At 63.4% G+C, this 15,771-nt stretch carries 8 protein-coding genes and 1 pseudogene; 3 read left to right on the forward strand and 6 right to left on the reverse strand.

Annotation, left to right across the window (positions count from 1 at the left end; all coding sequences use genetic code 11):
- Nucleotides 1–151 precede the first annotated feature (151 nt).
- A pseudogene (locus BUS42_RS04365) lies at nucleotides 152–388 on the reverse strand (IS4/IS5 family transposase); the annotation flags it as partial.
- A gap of 461 nt (nucleotides 389–849) precedes the next feature.
- A complete protein-coding gene (locus BUS42_RS04370) occupies nucleotides 850–2,349 on the reverse strand; it encodes a XylR family transcriptional regulator (protein WP_074305588.1) in 1,500 nt (499 codons plus the stop codon).
- A gap of 860 nt (nucleotides 2,350–3,209) precedes the next feature.
- Here BUS42_RS04370 and BUS42_RS04375 point away from each other — a divergent pair.
- From BUS42_RS04375 to BUS42_RS04385, 3 genes are all read left to right on the forward strand, one after another.
- Nucleotides 3,210–4,238: a DUF1559 domain-containing protein gene (locus tag BUS42_RS04375; RefSeq protein ID WP_074305589.1), complete on the forward strand. Its 1,029-nt coding sequence runs from the start codon at nucleotides 3,210–3,212 to the stop codon at nucleotides 4,236–4,238.
- 168 nt (nucleotides 4,239–4,406) lie between these two features.
- Nucleotides 4,407–4,799: a hypothetical protein gene (locus BUS42_RS04380; RefSeq protein ID WP_074305592.1), complete on the forward strand. Its 393-nt coding sequence runs from the start codon at nucleotides 4,407–4,409 to the stop codon at nucleotides 4,797–4,799.
- 370 nt (nucleotides 4,800–5,169) lie between these two features.
- Complete coding sequence (locus BUS42_RS04385) at nucleotides 5,170–8,241, forward strand: PVC-type heme-binding CxxCH protein (RefSeq protein ID WP_074305594.1); 3,072 nt, start codon at nucleotides 5,170–5,172, stop codon at nucleotides 8,239–8,241.
- Here the strand turns inward: BUS42_RS04385 and BUS42_RS04390 are convergent.
- From BUS42_RS04390 to BUS42_RS04405, 4 genes are all read right to left on the reverse strand, one after another.
- Nucleotides 8,222–9,046 carry a cyclase family protein gene (locus tag BUS42_RS04390; protein WP_074305596.1) on the reverse strand — a complete coding sequence of 275 codons (825 nt, stop codon included), beginning with the start codon at nucleotides 9,044–9,046 and terminating at the stop codon, nucleotides 8,222–8,224. The genes BUS42_RS04385 and BUS42_RS04390 overlap by 20 nt on opposite strands.
- A gap of 117 nt (nucleotides 9,047–9,163) precedes the next feature.
- Nucleotides 9,164–10,519, reverse strand: a complete 1,356-nt coding sequence (locus BUS42_RS04395) for a DUF1501 domain-containing protein (RefSeq protein WP_074305597.1) — start codon at nucleotides 10,517–10,519, stop codon at nucleotides 9,164–9,166.
- 152 nt (nucleotides 10,520–10,671) lie between these two features.
- Nucleotides 10,672–13,515, reverse strand: a complete 2,844-nt coding sequence (locus BUS42_RS04400; protein ID WP_074305600.1) for a c-type cytochrome domain-containing protein — start codon at nucleotides 13,513–13,515, stop codon at nucleotides 10,672–10,674.
- Entirely contained in the window at nucleotides 13,512–15,770 is a 2,259-nt protein-coding gene (locus BUS42_RS04405; RefSeq protein ID WP_074305602.1) for a serine protease, read from the reverse strand. Before BUS42_RS04405 ends, BUS42_RS04400 begins: the two co-directional genes overlap by 4 nt.
- Between the last annotated feature and the right edge of the window lies 1 nt (nucleotide 15,771).

Consider the following 15,771-nt stretch of genomic DNA (forward strand, 5'->3'; position numbering starts at 1 on the left):
CCGTTTGCTCAGTGGGTTCGGCCCGAGCGAGGACGCGTCGGCGGCGTGAGGAACTCGCTCTCAGTGGCCTGGGACGAGCCGCCGACTCCAGAGAATTGCAAACCACCGCGCGGCAGCGAACGCCGCGGGTTCGGGAGGCGAACCGCGGGTGTTACACGTCCGCAGGCTTTAATTTGCTAATATGGTTAAGAAGCTCCTCAAGGCTCGCCCAGCCCGCGAAATACAGGCAGATCATCTCGTAAGACCGGAGCGTCGGCTTGCGGCCCGTCCACAGGCTGATCAGGAGGCACGCAATGATCGCACAGTACGCCTGGATCTCGATCCCCTTGGGATGCGTACTCAGCAGGTGGCGACAGCCGAGCACGTGCTTGAAAAATCTAAAGAAGAGGAGCAAGGACATGCATTGCACTCGGGATCCTGGCATCAGAAGCTGTTAGATTTCTTGGATTCACCCAGGAGACCCAACCATGACGATTGCTCGCGCCCATCTCGTCGACCGCAACGTCACACGTTGGTATCACTGCGTCACGAGATGCGTCCGACGAGGGCGAGGGTTGGTGGCCAGGCACCAAAAGTGAGTAAGGCGGGGAGCTTGGGTGATCCCTCGAAGTCGGCGATCAGGCGTCTATCTTTACTGAATATCCCAGACCTCTCCACTGAAGTGCCTGGTGACTTTTGCCCCCCGTGAGGCGGGATTGGGGCTCGGCCGCGAGTCAATTTTGAGGATCGGACAACCTGAGGCCGAGGGGGACAGCCGCGTTTCGCGCGGATGCATTCTCAAGAAGTCGCGAGCCTCGATTCGCGCAAGGCGGTGAGTTTCGGTGATGTTCGGCTTGGCGGATCGTGGGATCAGCCTTTGGAGCGGTTCCTGGCTCGGTACTCTCCCGGAGTGAAGCCTGTTTTTTGTTTGAACAGTTTGCACATGTAGTTTAAGTGATTGAAGCCGGATTTGGTGGCGATGGTGGCCAGGGACAGGTTGGTTTCGGTCAAGAGTTCCTTGATCGATCTGAGCTGAAGCCGGACGATCGCCTCGTGGGGGGTATAGCCGACGGCCGATTTGAACCGGGTTTCCAGAACGCGCCGGGAGAGAGGCACGATCTTGAGCACGTCGCACACCTGGATCCCCTCGCAGGCGTGGTCGCGGATGAATCGGAGGGCGTCGGAGACCAGGTGATCGTCGATCGCGAACAGGTCGGTCGACTGTCGCGCCACGACGCCGGCTGGCCGGACCATCGCGATGTCGGGAGGGACGTCTGCGCCCGCCATCATCTGGCCGAGGAGGGACGCGGCATGATAGCCGATCTGATGGGCTGAGCATTTGATGCTGGACAAGGACGGGTCGGCCAGGTCGCAGAGGAGGTCGTCGTTATCGACGCCGAGGACGGCGACCTCGTCGGGGACGGCGACGTTGAGGTTGCGGCAGACTTCGAGGACTTGCAGGGCGCAGCCGTCCCACGCGCCCAGGATGCCCACGGGCTTGGGCAACGACCGGATCCAGCGGGCGATGGCCGTCTTGTCGATGTTCCAGGAGCTGGAGATCGGTTGAACCACGGTTCGCCGAAAAAGATGGCAGTCGTGGCCTGCCTCCGCCAACGACCGAGCGAAGGAGGAGCCACGCAGGTCGGACCAGGGAACCCCGGGGACGCCGCAGAATCCAAAGTGCTTGAGCCCGCGCTCGAGCAGGTGATCGACGGCGAGCCGGGCGATCTCCACGGGATCGGGCTCGACGCTCGGCATTGTCCGCAAGAGCCTGTAACAACTGACGTCGACGACCGGCAAGCCCGTTTCGTCGATCGCCCGTGCGAGCCGATCGTTCTCCATCCTGGCGAGGATTCCGTCCCCTTTCCAGCGCGCCAGCCACGGGGGAGGCTCGACGCCCCTTCCTTGTTCGCTGAATCGGAACTTCCAGGGGCCATGTTCGCGCACATAGCTCCGGATGCCGTGGAGCGTTTCTCGCGCATACGAATGCGACGTCTCGAGAAAGAGGGCGACGTTAAGGACTTTTCGTTTCATTTTCAAACGCGGGATCGATCCCACTTGATCCTCGATTAACCGCCGGTAACGGGCGACGGTGTCCCGGTGGACTCCCGAGAGTCGTCCTGCTTCTCGGATCCCCCGGCCTTCGACGAGATGTCCCAAGACCGATTCCGCTGTTGGGGAGTCGAGATGGGCGCCGAAGAGCGGGGTTCCCTTGCGCTCGGAGAATCGCGTTTTGCAGGTCCGACAGCGGAGCATCCGCCGTTCTTGATCGGGACCGTAGCGACTGGTGATGCTCAGGTTCCCCACGCCCGTCTTACTGTAATCGGGACATTGGGAATTCCAGCAACAGAAGTGGGACAGATCAGCCATGAGCACATTAATCCTGTTCTTCACGTTTCGATGAGCCGCGACTTCCCCACGCCATCTTTTCGGCACGTCGCGTTTCAGGGTGTGCAATGAAGCTGGGACAGTGGGGCGGCCCACCCTCCACGATCCTGGTTTGAGCGATCTGGGATGCAGATGTTATGACAAGAACAGACTAAATAGCGAGATTCGTTTGCACAACGGCTCGGGAATTGGTGATGACACAAAAAGATTGGTGGACGAAATCGTGGCAGGCGAAGGGGCGGCCGAATTTACGTCGCCGATCGGTCCCGTTGATCCGAGGGACATTGGTGGATTGCGCGAAGCTTGGTGGTTTGTTGGGGTTGCTTTTCAGGAAAATTGTAGAAGAAAAAAGTCGGAAATCTTCAAAGACGGGGCGCGACTTAAAACCAGACAATGTGGAATTGAAACTGCGAGTCACCTCGTGCTATCTCAAAACCGTTAAATCGATGCGGGGCTCCATGCGCATGGCCTTTTTCCCAGGCGCTCGGTCCGGGCTGCGCCTCAGGAGAAGCCACGGATGCAGCCGGTGCGTCGAGACCATCAAGGGGCTGAGAGGTGATTGATTCGTTTCATGGTACCGCGTCAAGGAGGCCTTCCCCGGCGAGGCATGTCATCATTTTGTTTCTAGCCAAGCTCTTTGGCGTCAGTCGATCGCGGTTCGCTCAGTACGTTCTGCGTACCGAGAGATGAGCCCCGTGTTTGTAGGGACCTGGCTCTTTGGTTCTCTTTTCAGGTCCGTTGCGTCGAGTTCCGGGCGGTCCGAGCCAATCCTCGGAAGTGCACTTGCATCGGTGGTTGTATACAAGAGTGTCGGTATTCCCAGAAATGAGAGGGTATCGGTGATGACGAGGTCATTCTATCGATCGTCCGCTCGCGGTTTTACGTTGATCGAGCTCTTGGTCGTGATCGCGATCATCGCGGTTTTGATCGCGCTGCTGTTGCCCGCCGTGCAGGCGGCGCGGGAGGCGGCCCGTCGTTCCCATTGCATCAATAACCTCAAGCAGTTTGGGGTTGCCCTCCACAACTACGAATCCACGGTCAGTTCGCTCCCTTGGGGACTCGGCCCCGGTGGTTGGAATGACTGGGGGGCCCATCCGTTGCTTCTGAGCTACCTCGAGCAAGCTCCCTTGTTCAATGCGATCAATTTCGCCAACACGGGGAATGCGACCAACGCCGGCGCCGCTCAGAATACCACGATTTTCCGAACGGCCATCAACGTCTTCCAGTGCCCGTCGGATCAGGACCGACTGACCAACGCCGAGGGCCACAACAGCTACTATGGCAATGCCGGCTCCACGCCCGACTCCCTCTATCGTTCCACCCAGTTCGACGGTCTCTTCCAGTACGTTGCCGCTCAGAAAGCCATCGGGTTCCGGGACATCACCGACGGGTTGAGCCAGACCGTCGCGTTCAGCGAGCGGGTCAAGGGAATTGGGACCCTGAACAGCAAGCAGATCGACATTCAAACCAGCCCTTCGTCTTCGGTCTGGAACCTCGCGGCCACAACGGTAACCAACACGTCACAACCGTACTATGCCGCGTGTCTTGCGCTCTCGGACGTCACCGCCCTATCCTCGTTATGGCCTGGACTGCAGGCGGTATCGCCTGACTCAGCGGGCTCGCTCTGGTTCTCCGGCTACTGGACATTCTCACGCTATAACCATGTGATGCCTCCCAACGCGAAAAGCTGTGGTTATGGCAATTACAGTGGCGGCGGGGCATTCACCGCGAGTAGTCGCCACTCGGGCGGCGTCAACAGCTTGGTCGCCGACGGGTCGGTCCGATTCATCAAGAACAGCGTGAGCCCGCAGACCTGGTGGGCGCTGGGGACGCGTGCCGGCGGCGAGGTCGTCTCTTCCGATAGCTATTGAAAACGCGCAACCGGGCGGCCTGGGGGGATCTCGATCGCCGGGCCGCCTTCGATTTGCAAAGGCCAACGAGTCCGTCGCCGGTCACGAGGAGATCAAGGCGAATGCCTGCCATTCGCCATTGGGTCGCCTCCCCGTTCCGGCTCACACCGTTCCCAGCGAGGACAGGATATGAGACTCATCGCGAAGTCGTGGTCCATCGGGTTGATTCCCGCGGTCTTGGCGGCCTGGATGGTCGCACTTTCCGGGTGCGATCAAAGTGGGGGGGCCCCTTCGGTCTCCTCATCGACCGAGGAGGGGACGGTCCACGGAACGGTCACCGTCAACGGCAAGTTGGCTTCGGGAGGAAAGATCCTCTTCGACCCCTCGAATATTCACCGGAAATCGGTCAGCGCGGCTTCCGCAGAAATCGGCAAGGACGGCACCTACTCGGTCAAAACCTTGATCGGTGAAAATCTGATTCGTGTCGAATCGCCCGAGACCAAGAAGGGAATGTTTAACGTGGATAGCTTTGATGTGAAGAGTGGAGACAATACGCATGACGTCGCACTCACCAAGCTGTGACGGTCGCTGACGCGGGCCACCTCGTTCAACCGGCTCGGCCCGGCCCGCCTCCGCGACGTGGTGGTCCGTGGTCTCGAGGCGCAATGCGATCGCATAGCGAGGTTGCCGCTTGCCGCCCGAGGTGCGCCTGAGCATTGTACCGATGCTCAGGCGGACCGAGTTGGGGGCGGATCGGATCGACCGCCACGGTCCCGCGAACACGCTCGTCTCTTGACTCGACTCGTCAGACTCGTCAACGTAACGGGTTGCCTGCCTTCCTGGTGTTCCGGGCCTGAGTCCGAGGCGAACACTCCTCGAAAGCCTAGAACGACTTCATGCCGAAGCCCGGTACTTACCCTGGCGCCTCGACTGCCGATCTCCGGAGGATTTGATGCCACTCGTGCTTACACTTTGCCTTTCGGTCCTGGCTCAGGCGCCCGCGCCGGTGGAGAGCGTCTCATCGTTCCCTCCTCGCTCGGCGTTCGAGGAGCGAAAAGCGCTCCACGTTCCCGAAGGGTTCGAGATTCAACTTGTTGCCGCCGAACCGGCGATCCAGAAGCCGATGAACATCGCCTTCGACGATAAAGGGAGGCTCTGGGTCACGGGCACCGTCGAATATCCCTACCCGGCCAAGGACGGGACCAAGCCGCGGGATACGGTCAAGATCCTTGAAGACTTCCAGCCGGACGGCCGCGCCGGCAAGATCACGACCTTCGCCGACGGCTTGAACATCCCGATCGGGCTGATGCCCCTGCCCGAGAGCAACGGGGCGCTTGTGTACTCGATCCCGACGATCGACCGCCACACGGACAGCGATGGCGACGGGCGAGCCGACCGTCGCGCCACGCTCTACCGCGAATACGGCCACCGCGACACCCACGGGATGACCGGCTCATTCAGCTGGGGCTTCGACGGCTGGATCTATGCCTGCCATGGGTTCTCGAACAGCTCGATGGTGAAGGGGACCGACGACAAGGCGATCCAGATGTCCTCGGGGAACGTGTATCGCATGAAGCTGGATGGCTCGCACGCCGAGTACATCACCCACGGGCAGGTCAATCCGTTCGGCCTGACGTTCGACCCGCTGGGCAATCTCTACTCCTCCGACTGCCATTCGCGGCCGATCTACCAGCTCTTGCGGGGGGCGTACTATCCCAGCTTCGGCAAGCCCGACGACGGCCTCGGCTTCGGGCCGGAGATGATGACGCACGATCATGGCTCGACCGCCATCGACGGTGCGACCTACTACGCCGCCAACCAGTTTCCCGCCGCGTATCGCGATACGGTGTTTACGGGCAACGTGATGACGAACCGGATCAACCACGACCGGCTCGAGTTTCGCGGTTCGTCTCCCAAGGCAATCGAGCAGCCCGACTTCCTCTGGAGCGAGGACAACTGGTTCCGCCCCGTCGACATCGAGCTCGGCCCCGACGGAGCGCTCTACGTCGCCGATTTCTACAACCGGATCATCGGCCACTACGAGGTGCCGTTGACCCACCCGGGACGCGACCATGACCACGGTCGCATCTGGCGGATCGTCTACCGCGGCCCAAAGAACGAAAAAGAAAAGGGGGCCGTGAGCGCCAGCACCCGGTCCGATTGGACCAAGGCGACGAACGACGAACTGGTCGCGGACCTCGGGCATCCCAACCTCGTCGTTCGCACCAAGGCCGCCAATCAACTGACCACACGCAAGAGCGACGAGCTTGACTCCCAGCTTACTGCCCTGATCGCTTCGGAGACCGACCTCTGGCGTAAAGTGCATGCCCTCTGGGTCCTCCAGAGACGCGGTCACCTCGACGATGCGACCTTGGATCGTGCCGCCGTCGACCCCGCCCGTGAGCTCAGGATTCACGCGATGCGCGTGATCGCCGAGCGACCCAGCCTGGCCGGCTCGCTCGCGAAACGAGTCCGCGAGGCACTCACCGACCAGGACGCGATGGTCAAACGGTCGGCCGCCGAAGCGCTGGGCCGTCACCCCGACTTCGCCAATGTGCGGCCGCTCCTGGGGTTGCGGCAGTCGGCTCCATCGGAAGACACGCATCTGATTCACGTGACACGAATGGCGCTTCGCGACCAGTTCCTCACCGCATCGCCCTGGAACGCCCTCGCTTCGGCATCGCTGAGCGAGCGTGATGCCCGTGACCTCGCGGATATCGCTCCCGGCGTTCCCACGGCCGAGTCGGCGAAATACCTGATCAACCACGTCGAACGCTATGCAGAGCCGGACGGCACCTTGGTCCGTTACCTGCACCACATCGCTCGGTACGGAAGCGAGGACTCGGTCCGGACCATGATGGCCTACCTCCGGAATCGCCCCGAGCCCAGCGCGGCGCAGCTCGCCTCCTTTCTGAAAGCGGTCTTGCAAGGGACCCAGGAACGGGGTGCCACCCTCTCGGGGGAAGGGCAGGAGATGGCCTTGAAGCTGACCAGGCGGCTCGTCGACTCCCCCAAGAAGGGCGAGCTCCTGCTCGGGATCGATCTGGTCAAGTCGTTCAAACTCACGGAATTACGCGAGACACTCGAGAGTCGAGTGCGGAACGCGAAATCCGAAGTCCCGCTGCGGATCGAGGCGCTGACGGCCGTCGTGGCGATGGCCCCGGAGAAGTCCGTCACCCTGCTGGGGCAGGTCCTGGCTGATTCCTCAGAGCCGTTCGCGCTCCGGGATAAGGCGGCAGGTGCGCTGGCCCAGATCAATCAGGCGGGGTCGACCGAGGCACTTCTCAAAGTCTTGCCCACGGCGCCCGAGCGGTTGCAGGCGACCATCGCCACGGGCCTGGCCGCCCGGAAGCCGGGTACTGAGGTGCTCTTGAAGACGATCGCCGAAGGAAAGGCGTCCGCTCGGCTGCTCCAAGAACCGCGCGTGGCCGTCCTGCTCGGCAGCCAGGACGTCGAGGGGATCAAGGAACGCGTCGCCACCCTCTTGAAGGATTTGCCCCCGGCCGACGCTCGGCTTCGGGATCTCGTGAAACAGCGCCACGCCGGATTCGGTAAGTCCTCGCGGGACGCGGCTCGTGGAGCCGCCGTCTTCGAGAAGAATTGCGTCGCCTGCCACCAGATCGCCGGCAAAGGGCAGCGGATCGGTCCGCAGCTCGACGGGATCGGCACTCGTGGAATCGACCGACTCCTCGAAGACGTCCTTGACCCGAACCGCAACGTCGACCAGGCGTTTCGCGTGACCAACGTGGCCCAGCGCGATGGTCAACTCGTCTCCGGTCTCCTCCTCAAGGAAGAGGGGGAGATCCTCGTCTTCGCCGACGCCCAAGGCAAAGAGGTCCGCGTCCCCAAGGAGTCGGTCGAGGAGCGGACGACTTCGCAGCTTTCCCCGATGCCCGCCAACCTTTCCGACCAGATCAGCGAGCCGGAGTTCTACGACCTGCTCGCCTACCTGCTGCAACAGAAGGAAACGGCATCACAGCAGCCCGGCAACGAAGGGGGGACGGTCAAGGAAGGATCGCGATGATCCGGGTCGGGCCACCGCTGCCCCCTCGGATTTTCATGGGGAGGGCGATCAAGGTGGCCCCCGACTCGGGGACTTGATTGAGGTTCGCCACGTTCTCGAGGCCATAGATCCCGGCCCCGTTGAGGACGCGGTGGGCCATGAAGTCGCGAGACGGGCCGGGGTCGAGACTCGCCGTGTCGACCCCGACCCCCGCGACCCTGCGATGGGCGACCAGCCACTCCGCCGCCGCGCGGGACACGCCGGGGAAGTGCAAGTGGGCCGTGTCCCCCGGCGCATCGCTGCCCAGGTAGGCCTTGGGATCGGGCCAGAACCGCCCCCAGCCCGAGCGCATCACGACGATCGCCCCGTCGGGAATCCGTCCGTGGGCCCGCTCCCAGGCTTCGAGGTCATCGGTGCGGAGCTGATAATCGCGGTCGCGGGCACAGGCCTTTTGCACGTCCACCACCACAGCCGGCCCGATCAGCTTCGTGAGCGGGATCTGGTCGGCCGTCGCCTGCCCCTCGCCAAAATGGATCGGGCTATCCAGGTGCGTGCCACCGTGCTCGCTGGCCGCAAACGTGGCCGAGGCATACCAGTAGCCCCCTTTGGAAGGGCCCCAGGTCGTGCGGTCCCACTGGAACGACTTGTCGGTCGGCCAGTAGATCGTGTCCTTATCAAAGGCATACGTCAGGTCGATCGCCTTCGCGGCCAGGTCTTTGAGCGGCCCAGGGGCCCGTTCAGGCGCCTGCGCCCGAACGGCGACGAACGTCCCGACTCCAACGAGCGCCAAGGCCAGAACAGGGATCGAGGCAGTGGTGCGGCTCATGGGTGTCTCCGGATGACGCCAGGTCAAACGACAACTTCATCGGGAGAATTTAACCATGAATGCCGCGGAGTTCCTCAAAAGAAAGCTTGCAAAAAATGATGTTGATGCCTGGTGGTTTTATGCAATCAGCTCGGCAATCGGTTTCCCCTGATCCACGATGGGTGTGGGGCGTCCGTTGAAGTCGTTGATCAGGACTTTCGAGCCGTCGATACCCAGGTGGTGATAGATGGTCGCCAGGAAGTCGCCGGGGCTGCAGACGCGCTCGATCACGTCTTCGCCGCGCTTGTCGGTGGCGCCGATGACGCGGCCGGTGGTGATGCCGCCGCCGGCCCAGAGGTTGGAGAAAGCGCGTGGCCAGTGGTCGCGGCCGGGCTGGACGGTGCCTGCCGCGGCGCTTGCGTTGCCGGCGCCGGTGCTCCGGTCGTATTCGATCTTGGGGGTGCGACCGAACTCACCGGTGACCACCACCAGCACGCGCTTGTCCAGGCCGCGGGCATAGACGTCCTCAATGAGGGCCGTCACCGCCTGGTCGTAAGCCGCGGCTCGGAACCGCAAGGCATCGAAGACGTGATGGTTCACCGCGTGATCGTCCCAGTTGCTGACCCGGCCGCAGAGCGGCCCGTTCAGGCTGCTCGTGATGATCTCGGCGCCGGCTTCGGCCAATCGACGGGCGAGCAGGAGTTGCTGGCCCCAGCGATTCCGGCCGTAACGGTCGCGGACGCGCGGATCCTCCTGGCTCAGATCGAAGGCCTTCCGCGTCTGCGGATTGGTCAGGAGGGTCATCGCCTGGGTTTCAAACTGATCGAGGGCACCGAGCTCGCCCTCACGGTCAAAGCTCCGCTCCAGGTTGTCGATGCTCTGGCGAAGCGCCACGCGATCGCTCAACCGGATCGCCTCGGCGGGGTTGGCGAGGCCGATGTTGGGCACCTCGAAGTTCGGTCGGTTGGGGTCGTCCTGCACCGAGAACGGTGAGTACGCATCGCCCAGGTAGGCGGGCCCGTTGTATTCCAGTGGGGGGTTCACCCCCACGTACCTCGGCAGTGGGTTCGTGCCTTGCGGTCCTTGTGACCGTAGATAGTTGACCACCGACATCCAGTCCGGCAGTTTTGGCTTGGCTTTATCACGCTCATCGGTGTCGCCCGAGAGCATTTGCATGGATCCGGCCGGGTGGCCGGGGCCGCGGTGGCTCATCGAGCGGAGGATCGTGAACTTGTCCGCGAGCTGGGCGTGCAGCGGCAAGAGCTCGGTGAACTGCAAGCCGGGAACCTTGGTGTCGATGGTCTTGAACGGGCCGCGGTACTCGCTGCCGATCTCGGGCTTGGGGTCGTAACTGTCAAGGTGCGAGCAGCCGCCCGGCAGCCAGACCATGATCACCGCCGTCTTTTCCTGGCTGGACGGGAGGGGACTCGCCGCCCGCAGTTGCATCAGGTTCGGCCAGCTCAGGCTTGCGAAGCCTGTCAGCCCGAGACGCATGAAGCCGCGCCGGCTGAAGGGGCCGGGACCGGGACAAGGAACGAGGGGCCGAGACCGGGAAGAAGAAGAAGAAGAAGATGATGATGATGATGACATGGGTATGCGCCGGTGAGGAGATGTGGGAATCAACGAACTCCGGTGTTCGACGGCGATCACGGCATTTTTGCGTTTGAGTCGGCCCCAAAGGCGGCCAGTTCCTGCCCATTCGTCCCGTTCCAGACGCGGAGCAAGCTGTCCTCGCCACCGCCGATGATCACGCTGGCGGTGGTCGCGCTGGCCGCCGACTGCATGAACTCTGGCAGCTTGGCCATGGCTCGGACCTGTCCTCCCTGATCGTCCACGATGCGGACCAGGTTGTCCCCGGCCGACGTGACGATCTGGTTGGTCGCTCCGATGAACTGAAGCGACGTCACTTCTTTATTCCAGCCTTCGATTTTTTTCTTCCGCTCACCCGAAATCAGGTCCCAGACGACCACGGCGTTGTCCGCGCCCGCGGTGGCCAGCACGCGCCCGTCCGCGCGGAACGAGACCCCCAGGACATGATGGGTGTGCCCTTCAAACACATTGACAAGCTTTCCGCTCGCGATCTCCGTGACTCGCGCGATCTTGTCCGCGCCGCCGGAGGCGAGCCGTTTGCCGTCCGGTGAAAAGTCGAGACTGAGCACCGCGTCGGTATGTCGTTCCTTCCACTCGTTGAGCAACTTACCGCTCGCGACGTCCCAGAGGCTGATGTCGCCCGAACGGGTCGGTTCGCCCCCACCCGCCGCGAGCGTCTTGCCGTCAGGGCTGAACCGCAAGGCGTTCACGCGATCGACAAACGGCGAGGCCGCCGTCGCGCCGCCGAGCGTCCGCTCCAGGACCCATTGCGAACCGTTGCTGACGCGGGCTGTCGAACCATCCGCGGTGGTGGCGGCGAAGCCACCATCGGTGCAACTCACGAGGGAAGCCGCCGTCGTCTCACCAATGCCTGGTACGTGCTGGATGGGCAAGCCGGAAGCGACGGCCCAGACCCGCACTGATCCGTCACTCCACGCGGCGGCAACGGTCTGGGTATCCGCAGAGAAGCGCACGGCGAGCGGTTGAAGCTTACGAGCCGCCGCGGCTTTCCGGGTCGTGGCTGCATCCGCCGTCGCCTTGTCTTGCGTCTCCTTTGCTTTTGCCGTGGCGGCGTTGGCCTCGGCCACGGCGTCCTTGTTCCGGGATTGGGCGGCCGTGTAATTCTGGGCTTCGACCTCGGCATCCTTGAAGTGAATTTCCCGGGCTTTCAGTGCCTCCAGCGCCGTACTCTCCGCCAGGGCCGCGGCCGTGAGCTTGTCCTGGGCTTCCTTCAACGACTTTTCGAGCGTGGCATCGGGCTTGCTGTCAGGGGCCTTGGCCACCTCGTCCGCCACCGTGGTGACGGTTTTCTGCGCAGTCTCCTTCGCGTCGGTCGCCTGCTTCAGCGCGTTCGCTTTTTCGACCAGGTCCTTGCGGACAGTCGCGATGGTCTCGTTCGCCTTCGTGAGCAGCCCGTCCAGCGCCTTGGTCTGGGCCTCGATGCGTGCCACTTCCTGTTTCTGAAACGTCAGCTCGAGTCCTTCGGCCGCGACGACCCAGTCCAGGGCGGCGAGGTGCGCGTTGGTCTCCGCATCGCCACTCAGGTCGATGATCGCCTTTCCGGCCGCCAGGTCCCAGACCTGCACGACACCGTCGGCACGGCCCGTGGCGAACAACTTGCTGTCACTCGACAGCCCGAGCGCCACGACCCCGGGGATCGTGAACTCACGGCCTGGATTGGCCTCGGGCAACTTCCACACCCGCACTTTGCCATTGGCGCTCGCCGCGAGCAGAAGATCGGTCCCGGTTTCGAGCGCCGTAATGGCTCCGGTTGCGCCCTTCAGTTCGTTGGAGGCGACGAGCTCCGGTTTCTCCCCGGTAGGCAGTGGCCAGACGCGGACGACCTTGTCCTCTCCCCCGGTCACGATCGCGTTGCCATCGCGCGTCCAGGCCAGGGTGCGGAGCCCGACGAGGCCCTCCTTGCTGGCGATCCGCTCCCCTTCCGCGAGGCTCCAGAGGCTGAGCGTTCCGTCGGCTCCGTAACCGGCGGCCTTGGTTGCGTCGGGTGAAACGCTCAGCAGGGTCAGGCTGCCTTGAGAACCCGTCGCGATCGTCTTGATCGCCTTCCCGTCCGTGGCATCGAGCCGATGCAGTGTTCCCTGCTTGTCGGCAGCGACGACCTGACTGCCGTCCGCCGTAAGCGCCGAGGCGACCGTGCCGAGCGCCGGGGCGCCTTTTCGGGTTGTGGCCGGCACGTTCTGCCGCCGCCAGATTTTCAGCTCGCGGTAGCTTCCCGAGGCGAGGCTCATGCCGTCGGGACTGAACGCCAGCGATTGCACGATCGCCCGATGGGCGGCGCCCGTCGTTTGCGGCGACCCCGGCGGGTTGAGCGACTCATCCGCGAGTCGGGTGACGAGTTGTCGTGTCGCGACGTCATAAACGAAGACCTGGTTCGCCCGGCCGCAGGCGGCGAGCCGCCCGTCCCGGGTCAGGGCCACGCTGTAGATTGGGTTGAGGCCCGGCGGCAAGGGTTGCCAGACCACCTGCCGTGCCTGCGGGACCGAGCTCTTGGCCCCCTGGTCGATCCATGTCTTGAGCAACGCGAGCTCGTTGGCCGTGAGATTCAAGGCGCCACTCTTGTTGCCCTTGGGAGGCATCTGGACGTCGCCGATGTGGGCCGCCGCCTGATAAATCAGGCTTTCCGCACCGTTGCCGGGGACCACCCCCTCGCCGGAGTCGCCCCCTTTGCGCATCGCCTCCGGTGTCTCGACGTTCAGGGCCGCCTTGGTGGTCGTCTTGTTATGACAGGCCACGCATTTCGACTTCAGGATCGGATAGACATCACGATAAAAGTCGATTTCCACGCCGGTGGCCAAGGGAGCGACCAGGCACGACCAGACGCCGACGATCGCGGCGACGGACGACCGGCGGCATGCGCGTCGGCGAAGGGGCACACTCATTTCTGATCCTTGGGCGTGACAAGAATACGAATGGGTTCCGCCACCACGATATCGACGATGTCCTTGGGCGCTGCCAGATCGGTCGCGGCCTTCATCCGCCTGGCGACGTCCGCCTTGGCGGCCTCGGCCGACTTCTGCTTGCCGATCGCGGCTTTGGCGATATTCTCGGCTTCCGACTTCTTGTCGGCGGGAGCGGCCTTCGCCTCGTCGGCGAGCTTCTTGGCGGCCTCCGCGATGGCGATCGCTTCTTGCTCGGTCTTCTTCTGCTCTTCCTCGGCGAGTTTGACGGCCTCGGGATTGTAGCGGTACTTGGCCACGGCGCTGCCGTACAAGACGAGCGCATACTCCCCGGGCGGCGTCTTCAAGGCCGCCAGGTCGAGCACGACTTCCGAACCGGCCGCCTTGAGCGGAATGTCGATTGCCTTGACGCTTTTGAAGTCGGCTCCCATCGGGCTCAGCTTGATCGAGGCGCCCGTGAATTCGCTCCGCCATGTGACCTTGAGCGGGATCGTGAGCTTGTCCCCGGTCTTGACCTCCCAGACCTTATCCTCGGCCGGCGCAATCGTGACGGGCGCGCCCTCGGACTGGCAGACTGACACCGGTACGTCGGCCACCAAACGCGGAATCGGGATCTCCTGACTCGCGTCTTTCACCGGCCAGACCATCGAAGCGAGCCGGCCGGGCCGCGTCACCGTTTTTCCGTCGATCTGAGCGCGGCCGAAAATCTTCGCGCCGCGGAGCGAACGGGGGGCATTTTCCTGGGCGCTGATCAGCAACGTTCCCACCGACTTACCGGCCGGAATCTTCAAGCCGCAGGCCGACACGCCCTCGGGCAAGTCGGACATCCCCAGCTCGATCGCGCCGTCGAACCCATCGCGCCGCACGACCACGACCTCGAACGCCATCGTTGTCCCGGCGCGGAGCGCGATCGGCTTGGAAAGCGCGTTGCGATCGCCGTTCCTCAAGTTCATATGAAGGGCCCACGCGGCCAGGGCGAAATCGGGAGTCGGCTTGCGGATCAAGAGCCGGTAAACGTGGCGTGCCTCGCTGCGCGTCCCGCCGAACAGGTCGCGTAACTGAAGGCGATAGACCCCGTCTTCCTTGATCTCGAGCTTGCCGAGCACATCCGCCGACCCGGCGTCGTAGACGGGGCCGTCGTACGAGTAGCCGTTGCTCGACGGCTTGATCGGGCTGGGAATATCATTGAGCTCCGCAACGTCCTCGAGCTTCTCTTCCGAGCCTTCTCGAATCACGCGCTGGACGAGGACGAAGGGATCGGTCGGCAAACCGAGCCGCTCCGACGCGACTTCCACCCACCACACGTCGCCCTTCTTCGCCGTGAACTCGAACGTGTCGACATCCGCGGCCGGATAGAACCGGCCCTCGATCGCGCAAGGGAGTGTGATCCTCTGCGCCTGGGCGTGCAGGTTGTTCGGCTCCGTCTCCGTGACCTTGGGGAGCATGGCTGCCAGATCCGGGACCCACGAAAACGAGCTCACGGTCGTTGTCGACGAGAGCGGACTCGGCGTGGGGCTGGTGTCAGGTTCTTCGAGCAATTCGAGCCGATAGAAGTGCGCGGGGCCGCCTTGAAACGTCAGGTCGTGGACCTTGACGAAATAATGGCCATCGGCAGGGGCCTTGAAATCGAGGAGGCCGCCGCGGCGATCGACCAGCAGGTCGCGCCCCTTGGCATCGGCGATGATCAACACCGGGTTCAGCTTCGAGTCGATGCCCCGCGCGACGCACTCCACCGCGACCCGCTTTCCTTTCACGGCCTGAAACGCATAGAAGTCGACGCCTCTCGGAGTCATTACCGCGTTGCAGATCGAATTCGGCTTGAGCTCCCAAGCCGTCTCGAGCGACGGATTTGGCTTGCCCCGGGTCACCTCAGGCAATCCGCCCACCGAGAAGGCCCGCGCTGAGGAGACCCCCAACCGTGACAACACCCGGGCGTCGTGCACACCCTGGGGCGCGTCGGCGGCGATGGTGACGACGAACGTGTTCGCCTCGGCCTTCCCCGGATCGGAGACCTTCGGTTTTGCGGTGATCCCGGGATGGGAGAAGAGCAGCTCGTTCGGCCCGTCAAGGTTCTCGCCCGTGATCGTGACCTCGACGCTGGTCCCGACTTGCCCCCCCATCGGCAACATCGTGAGCAACCGCGGCGCGGGGAGGCCAACCTCCTGGGCGAGCGCCATGGCGCCGAGCCAAAATCCCATCATGCCGGCGATGGAACAGACGATGGTTTTTTTGCGCATG

This window comes from Singulisphaera sp. GP187 (genome assembly GCF_900129635.1).
Taxonomy (GTDB): Bacteria; Planctomycetota; Planctomycetia; order Isosphaerales; family Isosphaeraceae; genus Singulisphaera.